Annotated in this window: 27 protein-coding genes and 1 pseudogene; 6 read left to right on the forward strand and 22 right to left on the reverse strand. The window is 63.7% G+C overall.

Going from position 1 to position 24,836, the window contains the following annotated elements:
- Positions 1-99 precede the first annotated feature (99 nt).
- From sufU to DC31_RS13340, 4 genes are read right to left on the reverse strand one after another with little or no spacing between them, the layout of a single operon-like run.
- Positions 100-543, reverse strand: a complete 444-nt coding sequence (gene sufU / locus DC31_RS13325) for a Fe-S cluster assembly sulfur transfer protein SufU (RefSeq protein ID WP_036280817.1) — start codon at positions 541-543, stop codon at positions 100-102.
- Positions 540-1,835 carry a cysteine desulfurase gene (locus DC31_RS13330; protein WP_036280818.1) on the reverse strand — a complete coding sequence of 432 codons (1,296 nt, stop codon included), beginning with the start codon at positions 1,833-1,835 and terminating at the stop codon, positions 540-542. Before DC31_RS13330 ends, sufU begins: the two co-directional genes overlap by 4 nt.
- Complete coding sequence (locus DC31_RS13335) at positions 1,832-2,158, reverse strand: DUF6804 family protein (RefSeq protein WP_152545434.1); 327 nt, start codon at positions 2,156-2,158, stop codon at positions 1,832-1,834. The genes DC31_RS13330 and DC31_RS13335 overlap by 4 nt, the downstream gene beginning before the upstream one ends.
- A gap of 44 nt (positions 2,159-2,202) precedes the next feature.
- On the reverse strand, positions 2,203-2,553 hold the full coding sequence (locus DC31_RS13340; RefSeq protein ID WP_036280821.1) for a DUF7882 family protein: 351 nt from the start codon (positions 2,551-2,553) through the stop codon (positions 2,203-2,205).
- 360 nt (positions 2,554-2,913) lie between these two features.
- Between DC31_RS13340 and DC31_RS17780 the strand changes: the two genes are divergently transcribed.
- Positions 2,914-3,231, forward strand: a complete 318-nt coding sequence (locus DC31_RS17780) for a hypothetical protein (protein WP_235201515.1) — start codon at positions 2,914-2,916, stop codon at positions 3,229-3,231.
- On the forward strand, positions 3,228-3,644 hold the full coding sequence (locus DC31_RS13355) for a CBS domain-containing protein (protein WP_036280827.1): 417 nt from the start codon (positions 3,228-3,230) through the stop codon (positions 3,642-3,644). Before DC31_RS17780 ends, DC31_RS13355 begins: the two co-directional genes overlap by 4 nt.
- Positions 3,645-3,669: 25 nt before the next feature.
- On the opposite strand, the gene DC31_RS13360 is transcribed toward DC31_RS13355, so the two are convergent.
- The 12 genes from DC31_RS13360 to DC31_RS13410 all read right to left on the reverse strand — a co-directional run bounded on the left by DC31_RS13360 (position 3,670) and on the right by DC31_RS13410 (position 15,467).
- Entirely contained in the window at positions 3,670-4,236 is a 567-nt protein-coding gene (locus DC31_RS13360) for an NADPH-dependent FMN reductase (RefSeq protein ID WP_036280828.1), read from the reverse strand.
- A 70-nt stretch (positions 4,237-4,306) separates the two neighbouring features.
- On the reverse strand, positions 4,307-4,441 hold the full coding sequence (locus DC31_RS17785; RefSeq protein ID WP_081813860.1) for a methionine/alanine import family NSS transporter small subunit: 135 nt from the start codon (positions 4,439-4,441) through the stop codon (positions 4,307-4,309).
- Entirely contained in the window at positions 4,438-6,060 is a 1,623-nt protein-coding gene (locus DC31_RS13365) for a sodium-dependent transporter (RefSeq protein WP_036280830.1), read from the reverse strand. The genes DC31_RS17785 and DC31_RS13365 overlap by 4 nt, the downstream gene beginning before the upstream one ends.
- Before the next feature lie 55 nt (positions 6,061-6,115).
- Positions 6,116-6,931: a DeoR/GlpR family DNA-binding transcription regulator gene (locus DC31_RS13370; protein WP_036280832.1), complete on the reverse strand. Its 816-nt coding sequence runs from the start codon at positions 6,929-6,931 to the stop codon at positions 6,116-6,118.
- A gap of 31 nt (positions 6,932-6,962) precedes the next feature.
- Positions 6,963-7,715, reverse strand: a complete 753-nt coding sequence (locus tag DC31_RS13375; protein ID WP_036281235.1) for a triose-phosphate isomerase family protein — start codon at positions 7,713-7,715, stop codon at positions 6,963-6,965.
- 37 nt (positions 7,716-7,752) lie between these two features.
- Positions 7,753-8,226: a ribose-5-phosphate isomerase gene (locus DC31_RS13380; protein ID WP_036280834.1), complete on the reverse strand. Its 474-nt coding sequence runs from the start codon at positions 8,224-8,226 to the stop codon at positions 7,753-7,755.
- Positions 8,227-8,228: 2 nt separating this feature from the next.
- A complete protein-coding gene (locus DC31_RS13385) occupies positions 8,229-9,983 on the reverse strand; it encodes a dihydroxyacetone kinase family protein (protein ID WP_036280836.1) in 1,755 nt (584 codons plus the stop codon).
- 101 nt (positions 9,984-10,084) lie between these two features.
- On the reverse strand, positions 10,085-11,077 hold the full coding sequence (locus DC31_RS13390; RefSeq protein WP_235201516.1) for a D-ribose ABC transporter substrate-binding protein: 993 nt from the start codon (positions 11,075-11,077) through the stop codon (positions 10,085-10,087).
- A 49-nt stretch (positions 11,078-11,126) separates the two neighbouring features.
- Complete coding sequence (locus DC31_RS13395; RefSeq protein WP_036280838.1) at positions 11,127-12,224, reverse strand: ABC transporter permease; 1,098 nt, start codon at positions 12,222-12,224, stop codon at positions 11,127-11,129.
- A gap of 21 nt (positions 12,225-12,245) precedes the next feature.
- Entirely contained in the window at positions 12,246-13,769 is a 1,524-nt protein-coding gene (locus tag DC31_RS13400) for a sugar ABC transporter ATP-binding protein (RefSeq protein WP_036280840.1), read from the reverse strand.
- On the reverse strand, positions 13,766-14,344 hold the full coding sequence (locus DC31_RS13405) for a DUF2291 family protein (protein WP_200872933.1): 579 nt from the start codon (positions 14,342-14,344) through the stop codon (positions 13,766-13,768). The genes DC31_RS13400 and DC31_RS13405 overlap by 4 nt, the downstream gene beginning before the upstream one ends.
- A gap of 88 nt (positions 14,345-14,432) precedes the next feature.
- Positions 14,433-15,467 (reverse strand): alcohol dehydrogenase catalytic domain-containing protein, encoded by a 1,035-nt coding sequence (locus tag DC31_RS13410; protein WP_036280844.1) that lies wholly within the window; start codon positions 15,465-15,467, stop codon positions 14,433-14,435.
- A 155-nt stretch (positions 15,468-15,622) separates the two neighbouring features.
- Between DC31_RS13410 and DC31_RS13415 the strand changes: the two genes are divergently transcribed.
- Positions 15,623-16,669, forward strand: a complete 1,047-nt coding sequence (locus DC31_RS13415; protein ID WP_200872934.1) for an NAD(P)-dependent alcohol dehydrogenase — start codon at positions 15,623-15,625, stop codon at positions 16,667-16,669.
- On the opposite strand, the gene DC31_RS13420 is transcribed toward DC31_RS13415, so the two are convergent.
- From DC31_RS13420 to DC31_RS13445, 6 genes and pseudogenes are all read right to left on the reverse strand, one after another.
- Complete coding sequence (locus tag DC31_RS13420) at positions 16,666-16,911, reverse strand: hypothetical protein (protein ID WP_442921906.1); 246 nt, start codon at positions 16,909-16,911, stop codon at positions 16,666-16,668. The two genes, DC31_RS13415 and DC31_RS13420, sit on opposite strands and share 4 nt — an antisense overlap.
- A 110-nt stretch (positions 16,912-17,021) precedes the next feature.
- Positions 17,022-17,504, reverse strand: a complete 483-nt coding sequence (locus DC31_RS13425; protein WP_051606969.1) for a GNAT family N-acetyltransferase — start codon at positions 17,502-17,504, stop codon at positions 17,022-17,024.
- Between the two features lie 163 nt (positions 17,505-17,667).
- Positions 17,668-18,818 (reverse strand): annotated as a pseudogene (locus DC31_RS13430) (APC family permease); the annotation flags it as partial.
- A gap of 546 nt (positions 18,819-19,364) precedes the next feature.
- On the reverse strand, positions 19,365-20,969 hold the full coding sequence (locus tag DC31_RS13435; protein ID WP_036280846.1) for an MDR family MFS transporter: 1,605 nt from the start codon (positions 20,967-20,969) through the stop codon (positions 19,365-19,367).
- A 124-nt stretch (positions 20,970-21,093) separates the two neighbouring features.
- Positions 21,094-21,513 carry a TetR/AcrR family transcriptional regulator gene (locus tag DC31_RS13440; RefSeq protein ID WP_051606971.1) on the reverse strand — a complete coding sequence of 140 codons (420 nt, stop codon included), beginning with the start codon at positions 21,511-21,513 and terminating at the stop codon, positions 21,094-21,096.
- Between the two features lie 132 nt (positions 21,514-21,645).
- Positions 21,646-22,512 carry an IclR family transcriptional regulator gene (locus tag DC31_RS13445; RefSeq protein ID WP_081813862.1) on the reverse strand — a complete coding sequence of 289 codons (867 nt, stop codon included), beginning with the start codon at positions 22,510-22,512 and terminating at the stop codon, positions 21,646-21,648.
- Between the two features lie 108 nt (positions 22,513-22,620).
- Here DC31_RS13445 and DC31_RS13450 point away from each other — a divergent pair, with 108 nt between their 5' ends.
- The 3 genes from DC31_RS13450 to DC31_RS18795 are packed head-to-tail and all read left to right on the forward strand — an operon-like array spanning position 22,621 to position 24,825.
- A complete protein-coding gene (locus DC31_RS13450; RefSeq protein ID WP_081813863.1) occupies positions 22,621-23,601 on the forward strand; it encodes a PDR/VanB family oxidoreductase in 981 nt (326 codons plus the stop codon).
- Between the two features lie 16 nt (positions 23,602-23,617).
- Positions 23,618-24,673: a cytochrome P450 gene (locus DC31_RS13455; RefSeq protein WP_200872935.1), complete on the forward strand. Its 1,056-nt coding sequence runs from the start codon at positions 23,618-23,620 to the stop codon at positions 24,671-24,673.
- Positions 24,652-24,825, forward strand: coding sequence for a hypothetical protein (locus DC31_RS18795; protein ID WP_200872936.1), 174 nt, complete (start codon positions 24,652-24,654; stop codon positions 24,823-24,825). The genes DC31_RS13455 and DC31_RS18795 overlap by 22 nt, the downstream gene beginning before the upstream one ends.
- The last annotated feature ends 11 nt before the right edge of the window (positions 24,826-24,836 follow it).

Consider the following 24,836-nt stretch of genomic DNA (forward strand, 5'->3'; position numbering starts at 1 on the left):
CAGCATCCGCGCCCGGTGATCAGTCGTCACCCTCTTGCGACACGACGGTTCACGTAACGACACACGACGTCACATACGAAGTGCCTCGGGCGGCGTCGCTCAGCCGAGCTTGTGCAGGGCGTCTTCGGCGGCGACCCAGCCGAGCATTGCGCACTTCACGCGCGCGACGTAGCGGGAGACTCCGCCGAGGGCGGCGGCGTCTCCGAGCAGCTCTTCATCCGGCTCGATCTTGCCGCGCGAGCGCATTGCCTCGCGGAACACATCGATGCGATGCTCGAGCTCTGGGACGGTGAGTCCTTCGGCGAGCACCGCCAGCATCGATGCGGATGCCTGCGAGATGGCGCATCCGTGGCCCTCCCACGCGATGGCCTCGATTGTGCCGTCGGGAGCGCGATGCACCTGCAACGTCACCTCGTCACCGCAGGTGGGGTTCAGCTGATGCGACTGCGCTGCAATCTCGTCGCGCAGTCCGAACCCGTGCGGGGTACGCGAGTGGTCGAGCACTACTTCCTGGTACAGATTCTGCAGGTCACCGGATGTCATGAGCGCACTCCGAAGAAGTCAATAGTCGCGGAAACACCCTCAACGAAAGCGTCGACCTCCGCCTCGGTTGAGTAGAGATATGTGCTTGCGCGGGTGGAAGCGGTCACGCCGAGCCGACGATGCAGCGGTTGGGCGCAGTGGTGGCCGACACGGACGGCAATACCGCGATCGTCGAGTAGCTGGCCGACGTCATGTGAGTGGATGCCGGGAACGTCGAAGCTCGCCAGTCCCACTCGGGGCAGGTCGATGTTCGCGCCGAGCACACGCACGCCGTCAATCGATGTGAGTCCATCAAGAAGTCGCTGACCGAGCAGTGCCTCGTGAGCAGCGATCCGCGGCATCCCTACCGCCGTGAGGTAGTCGATCGCGGCGGCGAGCGCGATGGCCTGCGACACCCGCTGGGTGCCGGCTTCGAAGCGCTGGGGCGGCGGCAGGTACTCCGCGGTGGTTGTGGTGACCGTCGTGATCATCGAACCGCCGGTGAGGAACGGAGGCATGGCCTCGAGTAACTCACGGCGGCCATAGAGTGCGCCGATACCGGTGGGCCCGAGCATCTTGTGCCCGGAAAGGACGGCGAAGTCGACATCGAGAGCGTGCACATCGAGCGGCATGTGCGGCGCCGACTGGCAGGCATCGAGCAGCACGAGCGCGCCGACCTCGTGCGCGAGCGCAATGAGCTGCTCGATCGGATTGATGACGCCGAGCACATTGGAGACGTGAGTCACCGCGACGAGCGTGGTACGCGGGCCGATCACCGGCTCATCCAAGCGGAGTGCGCCATTGTCGTCGAGCGGGATGACCCGCAGCGTCGCGCCGGTGCGGGCCGCGAGCTCTTGCCAAGGGATCAGGTTGGCGTGGTGCTCCATCTCAGTGGTGACGATCTCGTCACCTGGCCCGAGACGCAGCCTTTCGGCCGCTGCTCCCCCGCGCCCGAGAGAAGCATTCGAGAGGGCGTAAGCAACGAGGTTGATGGCCTCTGTCGCGTTAGATGTCCAGACGATCTCATCGTCATCGGCGCCGATGAACCGCGCAATAGTGCTGCGCGCGTCTTCGAAAGCTTCTGTGGCTTCGGCTGCGAGGGTGTGCGCTCCGCGATGCACGGCGGAGTTCAAAGTCGTAGCGAACTCGCGTTCTGCATCGAGTACCGCGCGGGGGCGCTGCGAAGTGGCACCCGAGTCGAGGTAGACCAGCGGATGCCCGTTGACCTCGGTGTTGAGGATCGGGAAGTCTTCGCGGATACGACGGACTTCCGCTTCGCTCAGTGGGGCGACATCCATTGGCACCGTATTCATCGGGGGTCATTCTTTATGAGCGCGGCTGCGGCGAGGAATGCGACAGCGGCGACGAACTGCGCCACCGTCCAGACCACACCACTGAACCCGAAGGGGAAGACCGGGTTCCAGATCACCGCGACCGCGACGAAGACGATCGTCCACCACCACTGTCCCGCCTGCCACGCAAACCAGGCGACGATCACCGCGAGAATCGCGACGACATAAAGAATGATGGTCGCAACGAGCCCCTGCGTGAACAGCGGCGAGAGGAAGAGGGCGATCGCCGCGAGCAGGCCGGGTGCGAGTGCGTTGCGCTGCATCTGAGGCGCGGAAGAAGTCATGTCTTCCATCTTCTCGCACTTCCAGCGCGGGTGCGGAGTGGGGGTCAGCTGGTCGCAGGCATCGCAGGCAGGTCAATGGTTGCGACCGGGTCTGTGGATTCCGCTGGCTCCGGGACAAGGTAAAGACCGGCTGGTGTGCTGGCGGTGAAGGCGAGCGCGTCGACCCATGCCCGATTGATGGCTGGCTGTCTGCCCCCGTAGTACTTGTAGACGATAGAGCTACCCGGGTGCACCCACACGGTAGTGCGTCCGCCACCCACGCTCGCGTCTTCTCGCCAGCTGAAAGCGAATGGCTCGCCGCGACGCAGCTTGGCGCTGATGACGAGCTGGATGTGTGTCAGGGCGCGGTCTTCGATCTCGACCTTGACGCCGCCCTCGTAAATGAATTTACCCATCCGTTTGCGCTCCCCGCACAGATCAACTGGTAAGCAATCTCGGGTTAGTGCCCGATGCCCAGCCTAGCCGCTCGAGAGCTTAGATCATCGAGATGACGTGCGGTCAACCCCCTCGCCGATCCGCTTGGTGTCGCGCTAGCGTTCGAAACGCGCACGCCACCACCTGTTCGAAACGCGCACGCAACCACCCAACGCTGAAGGGCTGAGGAAGATGACCGATCCGCAGAAGCATGAACCGACGACGACCCATGCCGAATGGGGCGCCGGCAACCCGCATCTTCGCGTCACGCGCGACGATGATCGCTTCGTCCATCAGCTGACGACGGACGAAGTGCGCGTCGATCGGCTGAAGGCAACGAGTTGCGTCTTGCAGACACCGATCCCGTGCATGCGACCGTCGTGCACGACGATCGCGACGAGTACGTCCTCACTCTGCACGGCGAGGGCGAGATGAACGCGAGTTCGAGAGCCGCCGAGACGGGCGCCGGTGACAGATCCGAGATCCTTCGTACCGGGGCCCGCTTCACCGCGGGTCCGTGGACCCTCGTGTTCGGACGTGAAGAGTTCGCTGACCACGGACGCCCTTTCGGCGGCCGCGAGGGTGGCGAGCTGGAAGACCAGCCCCCGCAGCCAGCTCGCCCGGACTACACAGGACCAACGAGAGGAACGGACAAATGACGCTCACCCGAGACATCATGACGCCAGCGCCGCGTTGCATCGGCGAGAACGACTCGCTCAGCATCGCGGCATCCGTGATGAAGGACCTCGATGTCGGCGCGCTGCCGATCTGCGGCGAAGACCGCAAGCTGAAGGGCATGCTTACCGATCGAGACATCGTCGTCAAGGCCGTTTCTGCTGGGCTTGATCCGGAGACGACGCCCGCACGGGATCTCGCAGGCGGAAAGCCCGTGACCGTGGACGTCTCCGACGACGTGAATGTGGCGTTGGAGCGGATGCAGAAGCACCAGATCCGTCGACTCCCGGTGCTGGAGGATCGAAAGCTGGTAGGGATCATCAGCCAAGCCGACGTGGCGCGTGCACTGTCGTCGGAGGCAACCGGGACCACCGTCGAAAGCATCTCTCAGGAGTAGCCGGGCACACTGCAAAGCGTTGTGGTCACTGCCGAGGCAGCACCGTCAACACACGCTGAACGTGCTCGCGGAACTCGGCCATGTATGCCCGAAGGAAGTCTTCAGTGTCGGGCTTCGTAATGGTCCCGTCATCCTGGAACACCTCTTTGGTGAAGTGGATGTACGCCTCCGGCGATGTCATCTGACGCGCATTGCAGAACGCGAGAACCGCGCGCAGGCTCTGTTGGGCGACGGCGGTGCCGATCACGCCGATGGACGCCCCGATCACGGCGGTCGGCATGTGGTCGAAGGAGTTCTGCCCCCACGGGCGTGACGCCCAGTCGATCGCGTTCTTCAACGCGCCGGGGATCGAGCGGTTGTACTCGGGAGTGACGAATAGCACCGCGTCGCTCGCCGCGATCGCATCCTTCAGTGCGCGTGCCTCGGCCGGATAGTCGCCATCGAAGTCCGGACTGTAGAGGGGTAGGTTGCCGATGATGATCTCGGTGAACTCCAGATCATCCGGAGCGACCTCAAGCAACGCTTTTGACAGAACGCGGTTGACCGACGTGGACGACAAGCTTCCGACGAAATACCCGACCTTGTACGACATGACCGCTCCTCATCGTTGATTGATGAGACCAGTGTGCCCCGAGATGTCATCGAGCAACAGCCCTTCTGCGTCAGAGTTCGACGGGAGGGGCGGGCTCGCTCTCGGCAACCTCGGGATGGCGCGCCAGATTCACGATCGCGGCGATCAGCCCGCCCCACACCGTGACCATGGCGATGATCATAAACACGATGGCCGCGGCGCTCATGCGCTCGCTCCCTTCTCCTCGGACAGGGGAAGACGGATAGTGTCAGTCTCCCCATCTGGTCCGTAATGCTCTTCGTCGAGGAACTCGTCGTAGTCCGGATCATCCTTCGCATGCGAGTGCGCGCCCCACGGGATAAGTGAGAGCAGCAGAGCGAAGATGATGAGACCAATCACCATCCCCCACCCGAAGATCGAGACGAACCAGACCGGGTAGCCACCGTACGGCTCAGAGATCTTGGCGATGATCTCGCTGATGAACAAGTATCCCAACACGATCGGTGCGAGCGCACCCACCAGCAGCTTCCAGATAAAGCCGACCCGGAAGCTCGAGCGGCGGTTGAGGTGCTCTTGCAGCGCGGGCAGCTTGTGGAACACCCAAGCGACGACGATGACGGCCACGAGCGCGACGGCCATGATGCCGAAGGCATTTACGAAGGCGTCGGTGGTATCCAACACCGTCAGCGCTGTGGTCGTTGAGAACAGCGCCATCGAGATGACCGCGAGCGGTACCGACACGGTGAGCGTCGTGCGCACCCGACCCCAGCCGAGCTTGTCTTGAAGGGCCGCGACGATCACTTCGAGGATGGAGATCATCGAGGTGATGCCGGCGAAGACCAGCGCACCGAAGAACAGCACGCCGATGATCGAGCCGGCCGTGGCTTGCGAGACGATCGTCGGGAAAGCGATGAACGCGAGTCCGATGCCTGACGTCGCGACCCCCGCGACGTCAGTCCCCTGCGCCTGAGCCATGAACCCGAGTGCAGCGAACACACCGATGCCGGCGAGAATCTCGAACGCCGAGTTGGCAAACGCGACGACTAGGCCGGAGCCGGTGAGGTCAGTCTTGCGCTTGAGGTACGACGAGTACGTCACCATGATGCCGAACGCGACCGAAAGAGAGAAGAAGATGTGGCCGTAGGCCGAGGCCCATACGCCGGGGTCAGCCAGTGCTTCCCAGTTCGGCGTGAAGAAGGCGTTGAGCCCGTCCATCGCCCCAGGCAGGAACAGCGCCTGCACGACGAGGATCACGAACATGACCGTGAGAAGCGGCATGAGGATCATGTTGGCTGCGCCGATTCCGCGCTTGACGCCGAGCGCCATGATCACGATGACGACGAGCCAGACGACGATCAGCGGGATGCCGACCTGCGGGACGAACTCGGTTGAGACGCCCACCTCGGCAACGTCGGCAGACTGCAGGAAATCGGTGAAGAAGAAGTCATTCTCATTGCCAGCGCCCCAGGTGAGCTGGGCCGAGAACCAGGTGTACATCGCCGCCCATGCGACGATGACGGCGTAGTAGACAGCGATCACAACGCAGATGAGAACCTGCCACCATCCGAGCGGCTCAGCGGCACGTTTCATGCGACGGAACGCAAGCGGCGCTGAGCCGCGGAAGCGGTGACCGATCGCGTAATCAAAGAAAAGCAGCGGGATGCCGGCGGTTAGAAGCGCGCACAGATACGGGATGAGGAACGCTCCGCCGCCGCCCTCGTACGCGACGTATGGGAAGCGCCAGATGTTGCCCAGGCCGACGGCTGAGCCGATCGCCGAGAGGATGAACACGTTGCGGGAGCCGAATGCCTCACGCTTATGAGTTTGCGTCGATGCGGTCGCCATGACCGAGACACTACCTGAGACCGGACTGTGCTGTGCGCAAGCGCCTCCGGTCGAATTAGCGAGCGCCGGTCGGGCGGCGCGCGATATGAACGTTGACCCCGGCATCCTGCATCCGGTCGATGTGTCGCCGATCCGTGGCTGCGTCGACGACGACCACGTCGAAGTCTGCCAGCGGCAGCATCGCATGAAGGGCGCGCTTGTCGAACTTGGTCCGATCCGCCAGGAGCACGCGCTTGCTCGCGGATTCGAACATGGCCCGCTTCACGTCGACGGTCTCAAGGGTCTGGTGAAAGCAGATGTCATCAACGATCGCCGACGTCGACATGACGAAGAGATCAGCACGCAGCTCGGCGATCTCACGAACAGTCATGCGCCCCATGAACGCGCTGCACCAGTTGTAGTACTCGCCCCCCAGGCCGATCATCTCGATGCCGCGCATGCCGCGCAGATCGTTCATGATCGTGAGCGTGTTGGTGATGATGGTCAGGGGCGTCTTCGTATGCAGATGCGGAAGCAGATGCATCGTCGATGTCGAGTCGTCGAGCATGATCGCCTGCCCTGGCTCAACGAACTCCATGGCGGCCACCGCCATCGCCTCTTTCTCTGCCTGTTGTCGACCAACCCGGTACACATCGCTGGATTCCACCAGCGCAGTGGAACTCGCAGTCGCCACACCTCTGCTCTTGCGCAACAGCCCGCGATCTTCGAGTTCGTCGAGATCACGATGCACCGTCATCACACTGATGTCGAAATGCTCAGCGATCTGCTCGATACGCATGGACCCTGCGACCATCACCGCCTCGCTGATGGCCAGCTGGCGCGACTGCTGTCGATCCGCTCGTGACGGTGCGGTGGGGGAAGTGCTGGTCATCTCGGATCTCCTCGCTCTCAACGTAGTGCGATCAACGTAAGCGGGCGGCCTCGTCGATGATGCTCGCGAATGCTTGCGGATCGTGCGCGAATCGGCCGAGGAACAATCCGTCGACACCTGAGGAAAGCGTACTCAGCAGTCCGGGTTTCGCGCTGCCTCCGTAGATCACAGCCGCGTCCTGCAGACCTTGCTGTGTGAGATGAGAGCGCAACAGTGCGACGACCTCGCTCACGTGGTCGGGAGATGCCGGCTCAGCCTGCCCGATCGCCCACTCCGGTTCGTAAGCGACGACGAGGTCGTTGAGGTCTCCGGCATCCGCGATCGCTGACTCGATCTGCGCGATGCAGATCGAAGCCGCGAGCGCAGCATCCACCCGCTCCTCTTCACCGACGCACAACACCGGCGTGAGGCTGTTGCGCACCGCAGCGGCAAGCTTTCGTCGGATAACCGTGTCGCCTTCGCCGAAGACGTGCCGCCGTTCCGCGTGCCCGACCTCGACATACCGGCATCCGAGGCGCGCAAGGTCAGCGCCGCTAACGGCGCCGGTGTACGCCCCGCGATCCTCCCAGAACAGATCCTGAGCGCCCACAGCGATCGGGGCATCGGCAACCGCTGCGATGACGCGATCCAGCGCAGGAAGTGACGGCAGGATGAACAGGCGTACGTCTCCCGAGAGCACAGCGGCGTGCGTACGCGCGATCTCTGAGAGAGATCGCGCCCACGCGACGCTCGTGTCGATGTCGAGGTAGAGCTTGAGGCTCGCTCCGAGCAGGATCGGACGCACGGATTCCCCCCGTGGGCCGTGAGACGGCCCGTCGTCGTCAGCCACAGCTCCCCGTGGCCTCGTAGCCGTTGATGACGGCAACCTTCTGCGCCGATGCCGACGACTCGTCGAACTCGTAGCCGAGCCATTCGCGCGCGAGTCGGCGTGCCAGCTCCAACCCCACCACGCGCTGCCCGAAGGTGAGCACCTGCGCGTTGTTGCTGAGCACGCTCCGCTCGACGCTGTAGCTGTCGTGCGCTGTGACCGCGCGTATTCCTGGCACCTTGTTCGCCGCGATCGCGACGCCGAGTCCCGTGCCGCACACGAGCAGGGCCCGATCGGCTTCGCCGTCACGCACCTTCTCGGCCGCTGCGATCGCGATGACCGGGTATGCGGTTCCTCCGGTGGAGTCGACGCCGACGTCGATGACCTCGGTGACCCGCGGGTCGTTCTGCAGATCCTTCTTGAGAGCTTCCTTGTATTCGAAGCCCGCATCGTCCGATCCGATGACGATTCGCCATTCGCGTGTCATGTTCAGTCCTTCTCTGTGCTGTTGTCTTGCTCCGCGAGTACCTGTCCCGCAACGGTCATTGCTCGCGCGAGCGAGATCGCGCCGGGGTCTGGGGTGCCCAGACTCTTTTCCATGTGCGGGCGCGCGCGCCCGAGACGAGGAAGAAGAGCGGATGTCGCTTCTGCGGCATTCGTGGAGTCGACGGCCGCAGCCGCCCACGCCGACGCCAGTGCTTCGCCCGCTGCGACGCGCGCAGTCAGTTCTTCGGCGAACGGCACGAGTGCGTCGACCATGGTCTTGTCGCCGACGGCGGCCTTGCCGTAGCTCTGAATCGCCTCTCGCGCGGTATCGACGGCAGCTGCGACATCGGTCGCGTGCGGTCGAAGCTCGTCGCCGAGGCGCTCCCCCGCTGCACGCAGCGCCGCACCCCAGAGCGCACCGGATGTGCCACCGGCCCTGTCGGCCCAGGCATCACCCGCACGGCTGAGCACTGTGCCCGCTCCGGCGCCTGCGGCGACCGCGTCTCGGGCTGCCGCGGCACCAGCACGCGCGCCGCGTTGCATGCCGATGCCATGATCTCCGTCGCCCGCAATCGCATCGAGCCGACCGAACTCATCAACGTCGCGGTCGATCATGTCGCGAATGGACTCTACGATCGCAAGGGCGACAGCGCCGACCTCGATGGATTCTTGCGATGCGGGGGGAATGACGTCAGCTTCAGGCGCAGCATCCTGCGCAGTGTTGACTGTCGCGCCCGCGACGGCCGCTTCGACGGCGCCCTTGCGGTACGCCGGAGTGTACGCGGGCGACGCCCAGGCCTCTGCGAGCTCATCGTCAAGCCAGACCAGGGTCAGTGAGACGCCCGCCATCTCGAAGCTTGTCGCATACTCGCCGATCTCCGGCTCGACGATCGTTACCCCGGCCTTCGCCAGGAGCTCTGCCACCGTGGCGTAGATCACGAACAGTTCTTCGGACTTGACGGCGCCAAGGCCATTCAGGATGACGGCCGCGCGTGCGCCGTCGACGTCTGTGATGTCCTCTGGCAGCTCGCCGAGCAATCCCTCGACGAGGAGCGCCGCAAGCTCTCGTGCCGAAGGCAGCGGCACGACGGAGATGCCCGGTTCGCCGTGGATGCCCATCCCGACCGCCATCTGACCGGCCGGAACGGTGAAGAGCGGCTCTGACGCGCCGGGAAGGGTGCAGCCAGAAAATGCCACGCCGATCGAACGGGTGCGCTCGTTGGCACGGGCAGCGACTTCGACCACCTCGTCGAGCGTCATCCCCTGTTCAGCAGCCCAGGATGCTGCGCGGAACACCGCGAGATCTCCTGCGATGCCGCGCCGCTTGGACTTCTCCGCAGGCGACGCGCTGTAGATATCGTCCGTGACCCGCACGGTGCGACATGCAATGCCCTCATCGCGCAGCCGCTTCTCGGCCTGATCGAAGTTGAGCACGTCGCCGGCGTAGTTGCCGTAGCTGAGGAGCACGCCCGCCTCGGTGGCGACCGATTTGGCGACGGAATAGACCTGCTGCGCGCTCGGTGACGCGAAGACATTGCCCATCGCCGCGCCGTGCGCAAGACCGGCGCCCACGAGACCAGCGAAGGCGGGATAGTGTCCCGATCCGCCGCCGATGACGACTGCGACCTGTCCAGGCGGCGTGGCCTGCGCGCGTGCGACGCCGCCGGTGACCCGCCGCACGAGTGCGCCGTGTGCGGCGACGAAGCCGATCACGGACTCGTCGGCGAAATCGGCGGGATCGTTCAGAACGTAACTCATGGTGCCTCTCGTCGTACGGACGAAGTGTGTGGGCTGGGGCGGATGCCGTTCGGCGTCCGCCCCAGCGTTCACCGCACGAAGTGCGGTCGTGTGCTGCGGACTCAGCCGGAGTAGGTGAAAGGCTCCGTCATCTTGTCTGCATTGTCCTTCGTGATGAGGATGCAGTCGAACGACTGCTTCTCCGCCTCAGGTTCAGTGCCGTTTTGGATGTAGTCGTCGGCGAGTTCGACGGCTTTCTTCGAGAAGACCGCGACAGGCTGGAGAACGGTGTACGCCATCTCACCCGCGATGACCGCGGAGACAGCATCCGGTGCGCCGTCGAAGCCACCGACGACGACGCCATCCAGCTTTCCGGCCTCCTTGAGAGCTGCGATCGCGCCCAGAGCCATCTCGTCGTTGCCAGACATGACACCCGTCAGCGTCGGGTGCGACTGCAGCAGCGACTGCATCTTGTCATGGCCCTTGGTACGGTCCCAGTCCGCGACCTCTTCGCCGACCTTGACTAGACCGGGGTACTGGCTGATGACGGTCTGGAAGCCGTTGGAACGGGTCTGCGCGTTGTTGTCAGACGGCGCGCCGAACAGTTCGACGTACTCGGCCGTTTCACCGATCTGCGTGACCCATTCCTGGGCTCCGATCGCGGCGCCCTGAGCGTTGTTCGACACCAGCTGCGCCTTCGCGATGCCGGCCTCGTTGATCTCCGCGTTCACAAGGAACACGGGAATCCCCGCCGCGTCGGCCTTTTTGACCGCGGCGATCGAGCCATCTGCGTTGGCGGGGTCGAGGATGATCGCCACGGACTTGTTCGCGATCGCCGTGTCGATGAGGGTGTTCTCGGTGTTGGTGTCGCCCTTGTGGGCGCCGACGCTGGACTCGTAGCCGAGTTCCTTCGCCGCCGCGGCGGCGACATCGCCCTCTGTCTTCCAATACGGGTTCGCCGGGTCGTTCACGATGATCGTGATGAGGCCGCCGGCGTCTGCGCCTTTGGCATCGTCCGTCGGAGCAGCGTCCGTGCTGCCTCCGGCGCACCCGGCGAGCGAGATGATCAGTGCGCCTGTGGCGATGATCGAGGCAATTGCCTTCTTGCGCATCATTTTGATGCGTCCTTTCTCTTGGTGGGTATTACAGGGTTCTGTGTGCTGGTCAGTTCGTGCCTACCGGCTCCGACGTCTTGTCGGTCGCCAACGCGTGCTTCGTGCCTGTTGCGGCAGGACGGCGGCGGCGTCCGTACTGCAGGCTGTTCAGGAGCACGGCCACGACGATCACTGCGCCGATGAAGACCATCTGCCAGTAAGCGGAGACGCCGACGATCACGAGTCCGTCCGACAGGAATCCGATGACGAACGCGCCCAGCAGAGTGCCGCGCACGTTGCCGCGTCCGCCCATCAGAGATGCTCCACCGATCACGACCGCGGCGATCGCTGTCAGCTCGTAGGTGTTGCCCGCAGTGGGGCTGGCGCTGGTGAGCGTCGAGGCGAGGACGAGACCGGCGATCGCCGCGCAGATGCCAGAGATGACGTACACCCAGATCTTGACGCCGTTCACCGGCACACCCGAGAGCTCAGCCGCACGTTCGTTGCCACCAGACGCGTACAACCAGCGCCCGAAGCGAGTGCGTCCGAGCAGGAAACCGAGCACGATCGCGATCAGCACCATGATGATGACGCCGATGGGGATGTTCAGCACGCGGTTGAAGCCGAGCCAATTGAAGCCGGTGTTACCCAGTGCCTCATCGCCCGCCAGGTCGTTGATCGTGAGGCCGTTGGTCATGAGCAGCGCCAGGCCACGCACCACATACAGCATGCCCAATGTCGCCACGAAAGGGGCGACCTTAAACTTGGAAATCAGGATGCCGTTGACCACGCCGACTGCTGCGCCGACGCCGCAGGAGAGGATCACAACCACGGGGACGCTCGGATAGAGGATCACGCCGAAGATGTTGATCGGCACCCCCTGCATCAAGAAGCCGGCGATCACCGCCGAGAAACCCAACGTCGATCCGACCGAAAGGTCGATGCCGCCGTTGAGCACGACCAGCAGCATCCCGAGTCCGAGGATGGCGTAGACCGCGACGTGTGAGGCCATGATCAGAAGGTTGCTGAAGGTGAGGTAGTTCGGCGACATCAGCGAGAACACCACGATGATCAGGATCAGGGCAAGGAATGCCCTGCCCTCGATGAGCACACGTGCGAGGGAGAACTTCTTCTTGTTCTCGATGATGGCGGTCGTTGTCGTCGTCATTGTCGATCCGTTCTCAAATTCCTAAGCGGCCACGGCTTCGCCGGAGGCGGCCATGATCATTTCCTTCGTGGCGTCCGGACCGAACTCGGCGGAGATCTGGCCGCGTCGCAGGACGATGATGCGATGCGCGATGCTGAGGCATTCGCCGACCTCTGATGTCGAATACACGACGGCGAGGCCCCCGCGGGCGCGTTCGGCGAGAAGACGAAACACCTCGCCCTTGGCCCCGATGTCGATACCGCGGCTCGGCTCATCCAGCAGCATCACGCGCGGATCGGTCGCGATGACCTTGCCGATGACGACCTTCTGCTGGTTCCCGCCGGAGAGCGAACCGATCGGCAGGTCAGGCCCCGGGGTCTTCACGGTCACCGTGCGGATGAGGTCCTCGGCGATCTTCTTCTCGGTGCGACGTGAGAGCACACCATTCACCAGAGAATTGCCGAGGCTGGCGAGCGTGAGGTTGGTACCGACATCGAATGTCTGCACGAGCCCGTCACGCTGCCGGTCCTCCGGCACGAGCCCGACACCGAGCGCGATGCGCTCCGCGATCGTGTCATTGCCGAGCGCCGTACCGTCCAGCAGAATCTCTCCGCCGTCGATCCGATCCCGCCCGGCGACCGCTTCGAGCAGTTCAGTGCGCCCGGCGCCCATCAGCCCGTACAAGCAGACGATCTCGCCGGCCCGGACGTCGAGGCTGAGTCCGTTCACGATCGCCCGCTCGGGGTTCTCCTGATCGAGCACGATGAGTTCGCGAACGCTGAGGATCGTGTCACCGAACTCGTAACCGGTAGGCGGCGAACCGAGGTCGAAGTTGTCGCCGACCATGTTTCGCACGATCCAGTCGAGATCGATGTTCGTACGCTCATCCTTCGCTGTCATGGTGCCGTCGCGCAGGACGACGGCGTGATCGGCGACCTCGAGTGCCTCTTCGAGATGATGCGAGATGTAGACGATGGCCACACCTCGCGCGGTGAGGTCGTGGATGATCCCGAAGAGGATCTCCACCTCAGCCGCGGCGAGCGCCGACGTCGGCTCATCCATGATGAGGATGCGCGAGTTCACTGAAAGCGCCCGAGCGATCTCAATGATCTGCTGCTGGCCGACACGGAGATCGTTGACCTGCGTGTCCGGCTCGACACCCGGGAGCAGGTCGGCGAGAAGCTCGCGCGTCTGACGTGACTCCTCTGCGAAGTCGATCCCGAACGCACCCGTGATCTCGCGGCCCATGAAGATGTTGTCGCGTACGGAGAGGTTGGGGGCGAGGCTCAACTCCTGGTGGATGATCGAGATGCCACGGTCGCGCGCGTCATTCGTGGAATGGAACACGACAGGTTCGCCGTCGAGGATAATCTCGCCGGCGGTCGGCTGCTCGACACCGGAGAGGATCTTCATCAACGTCGATTTGCCGGCGCCGTTCTCGCCGAAGAGGGCGGTCACCGTTCCTCTACGGATCTCGAAGTTCACACCCTTCAGCGCCCGGGTGCCGCCGTATGTCTTGACGACGTTGCGTGCCTCGAGGACGACGTCGTCGAACCCATCGCTCATTGCACACTCAACTCGACGGGGGTGACGAGCCACGAGCTCGGATTGATCAGAGTGAACGCTCCGGTGACCTCGATCGTCTTCCCTGCCAGAGCGGCAGTGTCGATGTCGGCGAGCACCTGCGTCTTCAGCTCTTCGTTCAGCGCTGAAGCCGCGTTTTGGAAGTCGATCTGATTGACGAATTGTCCGAACTCGATCTCACCCGTCGCATCGCGCAGCTCAGTGCCGTTGATGGCGGGTCCGGTCTGCACCCGGATCAGGAGGCCCTCAGGAAGTCCTTCGACCGCCACCTCATAGATGCCGGACTGGCCTTCACCGACGACGCCGGTGAATGTTGTGGTGTAGACGGGGCCGCCAGAGCTCTGCACCGCGTACTCCTCAGCGGCCGCCGCGGGATCCTTCGCGATGTCTGCCGCGAGCACGTCGGCATCGACGGCACTGTCGACGATGGCGGACTGCACGGTAGGAAAGTTCTCCGCACCGTAGGTGGCCGGGTCGAATTTCTCCGTGCCCTGCGCGAGCGGGTCATCGGCGGACACCACTCGCGTCCCCAGCACCATTGCGAGGATCACGACCACGATCACACCGATCCAGATGCCGCGTTAGCGCCCGTGGACAGCGGCCGCCGCGGTCCCTTGACCGGAGAACTCACCGTGCGAGACGCGCTCATGGGATCAGCACCCTGGACTCGGTGTCGTTCGGTCGAATTTGAAGCTTGCGGCCGGAGCCGCGACGGAACAACTCCAGCGCCTCTTCGTAGTCGTCGAGCACGAAGGAGTGGCTGATCATCGCCGTCGCGTTGATCGCGCCCGCCTCGAACATCTCGACAGCGCGGCCGAAGGAGTTCAGGACCGCCATCGTGCCGACGATCGAGATCTCGTCACGATAGACGCGGAAGGGAGAGTACTTCGCGGTTCCGTCGGCGGGAGCGACGCCGAAGTTCTGGAAGAATCCGGCGGGCTTGACGCGCGTCAGCCCATCTTCGATGGCGCGAAGGTTTCCGGTGCAATCGATGACGACATCCCACTTCTCGCGATCGGCGTCATCGGCAGACGTGTACCGCAACTCGATGCCGCATTCCTCCGCGACGGCGAGGCGATCCGTGTTCAGGTCGACGATACTGACGGTGGCCGCGCCAGCGCGGGTGGCCAGCTGGGCCATCAGCAGCCCCATCGTGCCGGCTCCGTATACGAGAACGTGGTCTCCTATGCGTCGCGGCAGCACGTCCCAGCCGCGAATGGCGCACGCCAGGGGCTCGATGAGCGCGGCCTCGTAGATGTTGGTCTCAGGCTTGAGCGTGTACACGTTGCTGGCGGGCGCAGTGAAGAATTCCTGTGATGCGCCGTCGGAGGCCACGACGCCGAGGCCATTCCAGAAACGACAGAGATTCTGGTGTCCGTTGAGACAGAACTCGCACTCGCCGCAGGTGGTGCTCGGGTTGATCGCAACGCGGTCGCCGACCTTGAAGTCGAAGACACCGCTGTTGACCCCCTCGCCGAGTGCCACGATCGTGCCGGTCGCCTCATGGCCGGGGACGAGCGGAAAGATGGTGCCCTCGAACTCGCCGTCGAAGACGTGCGTGTCCGTTCCGCAGATACCGACCGCTGCTGTCTCGATCAGGATTTCTTTGTAGCCGGGCGTCGGCTTTGGCCGCTCTTCGAGGGACAGCTGCCCCTCGCCCGTGAATACAACTGCTCGCATCTTCGCGTTCCTACTCTCGTGTTATGTTCCCGGGTAATGTAACATGGCCACGTTAGATTCACCATACGTCGCGATATCTGCGAATGTCAAGATGCGGATGCCGCGCGTATGTCCATCACAACGGGCGCGACGGCCCGCACCGAGAAGAGCGCACCATGACAGCAACGACGCACCTGCCAGAGACGATGTTCGCGAATGTGCTGGTTGAGCCCGGCCGCGTCGAGTTGCAAGAGCGTCGCGTGCCGTCACCGGCCGCTGACGAGGTGCTCGTTAAGGTCACTGCGGTGGGCGTGTGCGGCTCTGATGTGCACTTCTTCCACGACGGACGCCTGGGCGATTGGGTCGTGAACGAGCCGCTCGTGCTCGGCCACGAATCCGGCGGCGTGATCGTCGCCGTTGGCACGGATGTCTCGCCCGCGCGCGTTGGCGAACGAGTCTCGATCGAGCCGCAGCATCCGTCCACCACATCCCCCGAGACGATGCGAGGTGACTACAACCTCGACCCCCATATGCGCTTCTATGCCGTGCCTGGCACCGATGGCGCGTTCCAGGAGTACGTCACGATCCAGAGCCATTTCGCATTCGCGATTCCGGATTCGGTGAGCGACTGGGCTGCCGCTCTGCTCGAGCCGCTGTCAGTGGCTGTCGCCACCGGCCGCAAGGCCGCGTTCTCGGTCGGTGACCGCGTGCTGATCACAGGAGCAGGACCGGTCGGCCTCGCCGTCGCTCAGGTCGCCAGAGCGTCCGGCGCCTCCGAGGTACTGGTCTCAGACATCAGTGACGCTCGCCGCCGAGCCGCTCTGCGTTTTGGCGCGACATCAGCGCTCGATCCTGTTGCAGATGCGGATGCGATCCGTACGGTCGGGGCCGATTCGTTCGTTGATGCCTCCGGAGCCGCGGCTGCCGTGCGCAGCGGGATCGACGCTCTTCGCCCTGGCGGACGCGCCGTGCTCGTCGGAATGGGGTTGCCTGAGCTGGCACTGCCTATCACGCAGATCCAGAACAAGGAGCTCGTGCTGACCGGCGTATTCCGTTACGCGAATACGTGGCCTGCCGCAATCGCGCTCGTCGCGTCGGGTCAGGTAGACCTTGACGGCATGGTGACCGGCACGTTCACCCTGGATCAGGTCAAGGATGCGCTGGAATCCACGGCGAATCCCGACACGATCAAGTCGATCGTGGAGCCGCACCGCCGAGGTTAGGACGCGGGGTATTTCGACTTTCGCAGCAGCCCTGTCAGATGGATCGCGTTGGTCAACGCCGTGGTGATCGACGCGCTCACCTTCTCGGGCGTCTGCTCCAGATCCTTGTAGTCGGTGGTGTGCATCGCCTCGCCATTCCAGTACACGCAGCCCTGCGCCGGCACAGTGAAACCGACGTCGTTGAGCGCCTGGTAGAACACGGCATCCGTTTCGCCCAATTCGGCATCGAGGCGTTCGAGCACCCGTTGTGTGATGCCCTCACGCTAGGCTCCGCCGTCGACGACGCCGATCGGGTTAGCCGGCAACGCCTTCGGGGGCATAACGGCTCAGCTCCGCTCCGGACAGCGGCGGCTCAGCGCGGCGCTGCACCGAGCCTTTTGCGCATGAAAAGCTGCGTCGTTCCGTCGCCTTGATCCACGCGCTCGTTGATCCGATATCCGCAACTCTCGTACAGTCGCACGTTGGCCTCGCTGAGGCTGCCGGTGAATAGCTCGGCCTCCGGCGCGAGCGAGCCGTGTTCGGCGGCGGCGAGCAGCTCTCTGCCGATCCCAGATCGCTGCATGTCGGGGGCGATCGCGATGCGACCGATGAGCAGCAGATCATCCGTCTCCCTGACGCGGATCGCTCCGACGAGACGCGTTCCCGACCTGGCCACCCACCCATTCGCGTCGACGAGTTCGGCACGCATTTCGTCGAGAGTCTGGGTTAACGGAGGCATGTCGGCCGTGCCGTAGATCAGCGCCTCCGAAACGAAAGCGGCACGCTGGATCGTCAACACCTCACCGGCATCCGCAGGTGAGATCCGTGACAGCACGACCTCCGACTCACTCGACATGCGCCGCTGCCTTTCGCCGTCGCGCCCATTGCGTGAGGCCGTAGAGCGCGAGCCCGATGACAAGCAGACCACCGCCGAACAGCCAGACGATTGCGCGCTGCTGAGTCAGAAGCAGAATGCACGATGCAATACCGAGCACTGGCACGAACGTCCACACGTGGAAATGGTCATGCTCGACGCGGTCGCGGCGCAGCACCAGGACAGACACGTTGGCGCTGAGGAAGACGAACAGCAGTAGGAGCACCACAGTTTCTGCCAACGTCGCAAGATCGCCGACCAGCGTCAGCAGCATCGCCACGATCATCGTTACCACGATCGCCACCCATGGCGTCTTTCGACCAGGAAGCACCCGTCCGAGCCCGCTCGGCAGGAGCGTTCGCTCTGCCATGCCGTAAGCCAGCCTGCTGGCCATGATCATGGTGAGCAGCGCACCGTTGGCGACGGCGATCAGGGCGATCAGGCTGAACAGCCAGGACGGCACTCCGATACCGGTCGCCTCCACGACGTCGAGAAGCGGCCCGGTGGACTGCTGCAGCTCATCGGCGGGCAGTGCCACTGCGCTGGCGAGACCCACCAGCACGTAAACGGCACCAGCTGTGAGAAGCGCGGCGAACAACGCCTTCGGGTAGGTCCTCGAGGGGTCCTTGACCTCTTCGATCACGTTGGCCGACGTCTCGAAGCCCACAAATGAGTAGTAGGCGATGATCGCGCCTCCCAGCACCGCCAGCCCCACGCCGGAACCTTCGGGAGTCTCCATGACGCGCGACACGTCGCCACCGCCACCTGCCACGAAGAAGCCCACGACGGCGATGACGATCACAAGACCACTCAGTTCGATCGCCGTCATCACGAGGTTCGCGCTCATCGACTCGCGGATGCCGCGGGCGGTGAGTGCACCGACGATGACGAGGAACACCATGGCTGCGGGAATCGGCGGTACGGGGATAAAGGTTTGAAGGTAGCGCCCGCGAAGGCGATTGCGAGACCGGCCGCGCTTACCACCCCGGCCGCAAGCATGCTGAATCCGATCAGGAACGACACAATGCGACTGCGGAACGCACGTTCGGCGAACACTGCCGCACCGCCTGCACGTGGGTACTTCGTGACGAGCTCGGCATACGACCCTGCCGTCAGCAGCGCGAGCAACAATGCCAGCACCAGCGGTGCCCACAGCATTCCGCCCACCTGCTCGGAGAGCACCCCCATGAGGACGTAGATCCCCGCGCCGAGAACGTCTCCCAGAATGAACGCGAAGAGCATCGGTCCGGTGATCGCACGACGCAGTCGTGAGGGCGCCTCAGTCTCGTTCGTCATCGCTCAAACATAGTGTGCGCTCGATCGGTGATCACGACCCTTGACAATCCATCGACGTTCACTGGCGCGAATCGTCGTCTGCATCGGACTTCGCGGATGAGCGGCTGTGCGAGCATCGCGTCACCCTGCAGATTGATCTGCCCGACGCTCAAGTAGTTCGCGGCGCGCTACCAACGATCGATTCAGTCGAGGGCTTCACTGCTCACAGTCATGTTCGGCTCTTGACATGGTTTCTGCGCATCAGACGGTCAGAAACGTCGCGGAGGAGGATTCTGAGAATCTTTCGGGTCTGCCACAGCCGGCTTCCCCTTGTCGACGCCGTCCGGTGTTATCGGCTCGAAACCCGAGTCATCCTCACGCGTTTCTTCGAGCCGCACATCAGATATCTGTTGCTCCTCAGTTGGATCCTTTGCATCGGACATCATGGACTCCTTTCATTGGGGCTTCACTATGACAGGCGATCGGCGCGCGCGGCCAGGACCTTGACCCACGCGCGCAACCGGGTTACGCGCGAGCAGCAATGGCGTGTTCTGCTTGCGGGGAGGGTCAGCGGGCGTCGTGCGCCGGCTTATCATCATGCTCGATGAGGTGCCCCTCACCGAGAGCGTCAGGGACGATGTCACGCTCAACCGTCGTCTTCAGCGGCACTTCCTTGATGAAGCACAGCAGCACGACAGCGACAACCGCGAGAGGCGCCATCCCGAGCAGAAGCGGAGTGAGCGCATCGTTGTATCCGTGCACAACGACCTCACGCACTGGCGCCGACAATTCCCGCACGCTGTCCGGGGTGAGCGAGGCAATGTCTCCCAGCTGGGCTGTTCCTTCACCGGAGGGAAGCCGTTCTCCGATGATGCCCACCAGCCTCACTGCGAAGAGGCTCCCGATCACAGCGCTACCGAGTGACGCACCGATCTGACGGAAGAAGTTGTTCGCCGCGGTCGCGGTACCGACCACCCTGTTCGGGAAGGTGTTCTGCACGATCAGCACAAGAATCTGCATGTTGACGCCGAGTCCCATTCCCAGCAACCCCACGTCGATGCAAAACCGCCACAGCGGAGTTTCTGGGGTCATCGTGCCCAGAAACACGAGCCCGAGTGCTACCAGCGCCGCTCCGACGATCGGCATCCATTTATATCGTCCGTACTTGCTCACCAGCCAGCCGCTAACGAGAGAGGTGACCAGCATCATTCCCATCATCGGCACCATGAGAATGCCAGCCGTCGTGGCATCCTCACCGAACGCCATCTGCAGGTAGGTCGGCAGGTACCCGATCGCTCCGAACATCGCTACGCCAATGAGCAGACCCGCCGAGGTCGCAAGATTGAAGTTGCGATGCCGGAACAGGGAAAGGGGCATGATCGGCTCAGCTGCACGCCGTTCGGCGAAGACGAACAGCACGGCGAATACCACTGTGGCCGCGATGAGCGACAGGATGACGGGCGACGTCCATTCATAATCATTGCCGCCCCAGGATGCGACCAGAATCAGGCACGCTGTTGCGGCCGCCAGCGTCATCATGCCGAGCACATCGACCTTCGGCCTCGAGTTCGTGCCTTTCGGTAGGTGCAGCAGGGTGATCGCAGCTGTGAGCGCGATCAACCCGAGCGGGATGTTCATCCAGAACGTCCAGCGCCAGCTGACCTCTTCCGTCAGCCAGCCGCCGATGAGCGGGCCGGCCACCGATGACACTGCGAAGACCGCGCCGATGATGCCCATGTACTTGCCGCGCTCACGCGCCGGAACGACATCGGCGATGGTCGCCTGCGACAGGATGATGAGTCCGCCCCCGCCGAGCCCCTGCACAATTCGCGCCGCAATGAGCACAGTCATGTCTGGAGCGAGCGCCCCGATGACGGATCCCGTCATGAACGTCACGATCGCGAAGATCATCGGCCCCTTACGGCCGATCAGGTCGCTGATCTTGCCGTAGATCGGCATCATGATCGTGGAGGCAAGAATATAGGCGGTCATCACCCACAGCATCTGGTCGACCCCGCCGAGCTCACCCACCATCGTGGGCATCGCGGCACTGAGCACTGTCTGGCTGAGCGAGGCGAGCAGCATTGCCAGCACCAGCCCAATGAAGAGCAGAACGATCCCCCTGCGTGACTCGTGCGAACGGGGCCTGGGGGTAGCCGAGGAAGCGGTCATGGCAGTGTGCGCAATACCTCTCGAAGAGTGTGCAGACTCTCGTCCACGTGCGGTCGGATGCTTGCGGTCGAAGTGTGGTCCATGATCGTTTTGCGGATGCTGAGGCGCAGCACCGCGTTGCAAGTCACGACCAGTGCGCGTGCGGCGTCTTCGCGTCCGGCACATTCGTGAAGGTGCCTGCAGCTCGCATCCGCTCTGCCACGACCTCGGCGATGCGCTGTTCGACGCCGATCATGCGTGCCCACTGCCGCTGGACGAGCTGCGGATGCTTCGCCATGAGCGCCTTGCGCTGTTCGAGGAGCGTTTCGTCACTGGGCGTGAAGACCCCGAGCATGAGCGTCAGAATGTCTCCGATGAGATCGTCGGAGGTTCCGGAGCGCAGGACGTCGAGTTCGTCATCGCTCGGCAACCCCTCGTGCAGACCTACGAACGCATCTTCTTTAGTCGGGTAGTAGTTGAAGAACGTGCGCGGCGAGATGTCAACGCGCGCGCTGATCTCGGCGACCGTTGTTGCATCTGGCCCGAGTTCGAACGCCAGGTCCACGGCCGCACGATGGATCGCATCACGCGTTTGCCGCTGCTTGCGGGCTCTCAGGCCTTCCGGTTGTTGCACATGGGTATTATTGCATTCTCTGCAATTTTGCGCACCATGCATAACGGATATCGCCGGAGGGACCTACCGACGACCGAGAGCGCGCGATGACACGAGGTACTCCATCGACTTCGTGGAACTGTGGACGAGTGAACGGAACCCGCCTCCAGGCTCGGCGCCGGGATCATCCGGTGAGAGATATGCCGTGCGCAATTCTGCGGAGATTCGCTCCGCTGCCTTGTGCAATATGGCGATAATCGACGCCGGATCAGTCTCATCGTTGGGAACCACGACGGCGATAGCGGCGACCACGGCGCCTTCGGGGCCGTGCACGGGTACCGCGATGCCGCGGGCATCGACATGAATGTACCCATCCGCGACGACGAAGCCGTCGTGCCGAGCTTTGGCGAGCAGAAGCCGAAGACCAGCTGGATCCTGCGGCGTAGAAGCAGTGAAGCGTTCAAGCTCTGAGCCGAGGTATGCCTCCTGGGCATCGAGAGACGCATGCGCGAGCAGCACGATACCGCTGGAGGACGCATGAAGGGCCAGCCGGCCGCCGACGAGGGTGGCATTGACGACTGCATCCTTCATCGAGAGGCGTTCAACGAACAGCACCTCCGATCCGCTGAGCACTCCCAGTTGCGTATGCTGTCGCACCGCCGCATGTATCTGCTGCATGTGAGGCAGAGCGACTTCGCGCAGGCCGAGCGCTCCCGGCGTGCGCGCCGCGAGTTCCCAGAGACGCACGCCGAGCCGAAAGGTGCGATCGTCGAGGCGCTCGATGAAGCGATGCTCTTCCAGCTCTGCCACCAGGCGATGCGCCGTGGAGATCGGGATGCCACTGCGGCGCGCGATCTGCGAGAGCGTGAGGAATGCGGCATCCACATCGAAGGCGTCGAGAATCGCCAGATGCCTGCTCAAGCTCGATCTGCCCGATGATCCGCGTGCCATGCCTCGGAACATAGCACGGGTGTTCTTCCATTCATGCAAACTCTTGCCTTCAATGGAATTGTTCGACCACGCACTGAACTTGGCAGGTAGCTTCGCCTCATCCCGTCAATGACGACCAGGAAGGGGCCGATGATGCCGGCATCACAGACCGAAAGCGACAACATGCTCGTGGTTGCGGCGAAGGACATCGTGGCCGATGCACTCGTCGCACTCGAGCTCGTGCGCGCAGACGGCGGCAGGCTCCCGGATTGGACTCCCGGCGCACACATCGATGTTGTGCTCGGTGACGGCATCGTCCGGCAATACTCCCTCTGCGGTGATCCGTTCGACAGTCATCGGTATCGCGTCGCCGTGCTCAGAGAGCAGGACAGTCGCGGCGGCTCGCGCTACATCCACGACAGTCTCGAGGTGGGCGATCGCGTCGGCTTCGGCGGGCCCCGCAACAACTTCGCGCTTGTGCCCGCACCCCGGTACTCGTTCATCGCCGGCGGCGTCGGCATCACGCCCGTGCTCCCGATGCTTCGCATGGCGGACCAGATCGGCACCGAGTGGCGCCTGCTGTATCTTGGCCGCAGCCGACGCTCGATGGCTTTCCTCGACGACCTCACCGGCGACGATCGCATCGACGTCCACGCTGCGGATGAGCGTGGACGTGCAGACCTCGCGGCATGGATCCGCGAAGCTGATTCCGATTCGAAGATCTATGTCTGCGGCCCGTCGCGTCTCCTCGACGCCCTCGAGGAGACCACCCGCGATCGCCGCCCGGGCTGGGTGCGTATGGAACGGTTCACCGCTCGCGCGCAGGAAGCCCCCGCTCGCACCACTGCATTCGACGTCGAGCTGCGTGCGTCGGGCCTCGTCGTCACGGTTCCGCCTGAGGCCACCATCGCCGATTCGATCCGCGCCGCCGGCGTCAAGCTGCTGACGTCGTGCAGCAAGGGCGTCTGCGGCACCTGCGAGGCGACAGTCATCTCGGGCGAGCCCGACCACCGCGACTCGCTGCTCACCGACGCCGAGCGCGAGATCAACGACTGCATGTTCCCCTGCGTGAGCCGCTCTCGCAGCGACCGCCTCGTCCTCGACCTCTAGACGGAATGAGACTGCCATGACTTCAACGACAACCACGCGAGCGATCCCCGTTCTCGATGACGACCCGTTCAGCGAAGAGATCCTGCGCGACCCGCTGCCGTTCCAAGAGCGTCTTCGGGAAGCCGGATCCGTCGTCCTCCTCGAGAAATACGACGTATATGCGATGGGGCGCTACGACACCGTGCACACCGCTCTCGTCGACTGGCAGAGCCTCCAGTCGAGTGCGGGTGTCGGGCTCAGCAACTTCCGGTACGAGAAGCCATGGCGACCGCCGAGCCTGCTCCTCGAAGCAGACCCACCGCATCACAATGCGCCGCGCGCAACCCTCGAGAAGATTCTCAGCCCTCGCGCGATCCGGCGCATGGCACCGGCATGGGAACGAGATGCGCACATTCTTCTCGATGAGGTGCTCCGCGGCCCGCTCGAGTTCGACGCTGTCCCTGCTCTCGCCGAGGTTTACCCGCTGAGGGTCTTCCCCGATGCCGTTGGCCTGCGCGAAGAGGGCCGCGACGCACTGCTCCCCTACGGCAACCATGCCTTCAATGCATTCGGACCCGCGAACTTCCTGGTCGCAGAAGGCGCTCCGCACACGCAGGAACTCTCGGCTGCAGTTGCTCAGATGTGCGCACGCGACCAGCTTGACGAGTCAGGCTTCGGCGCGGACATCTGGGCGGCATCCGATCGCGGAGATATCTCGATCGACCAGGCCCCCTTGATCGTGCGTTCGCTGCTCACGGCGGGCGTCGACACGACAGTGCACGCGATCGGCGCGATGATCTACGCCCTGGCAACCAACCCCGCGCAGTGGGAAGCACTCAAGGCCGACCCGTCCCTGGTCAGGACCGCCTTCGACGAGACGATCCGACTCGAATCCCCCGTTCAGACGTTCTTCCGCACGGCGAAGAGCGATGTGGAGATCGACGGGCACCTCATCCCAGAGGGCAAGAAGATCCTGATGTTCCTGAGCTCGGCCAACCGTGATCACCGCCGCTGGGACACCCCGGATGCGTTCGATCTGACCCGCGATCCCTCAGGACACGTCGCTTCGGCATGGGAATTCACCAGTGCGTAGGCCAGCATGTCGCTCGGCTCGAAGCCGCGAGCCTGATCGGCGCGATGGTCGAACGCGTCGACACCATCGAGATCGCCGGTCCCACAGAGCGCCATCTCAACAACACGTTGCGTGCATGGCACTCTCTGCCGATCCGAGTGACGCTGCGGTAGCCCTCACGCGG

It is taken from the genome of Microbacterium sp. CH12i (assembly GCF_000685355.1).
Lineage (GTDB): Bacteria > Actinomycetota > Actinomycetes > Actinomycetales > Microbacteriaceae > Microbacterium.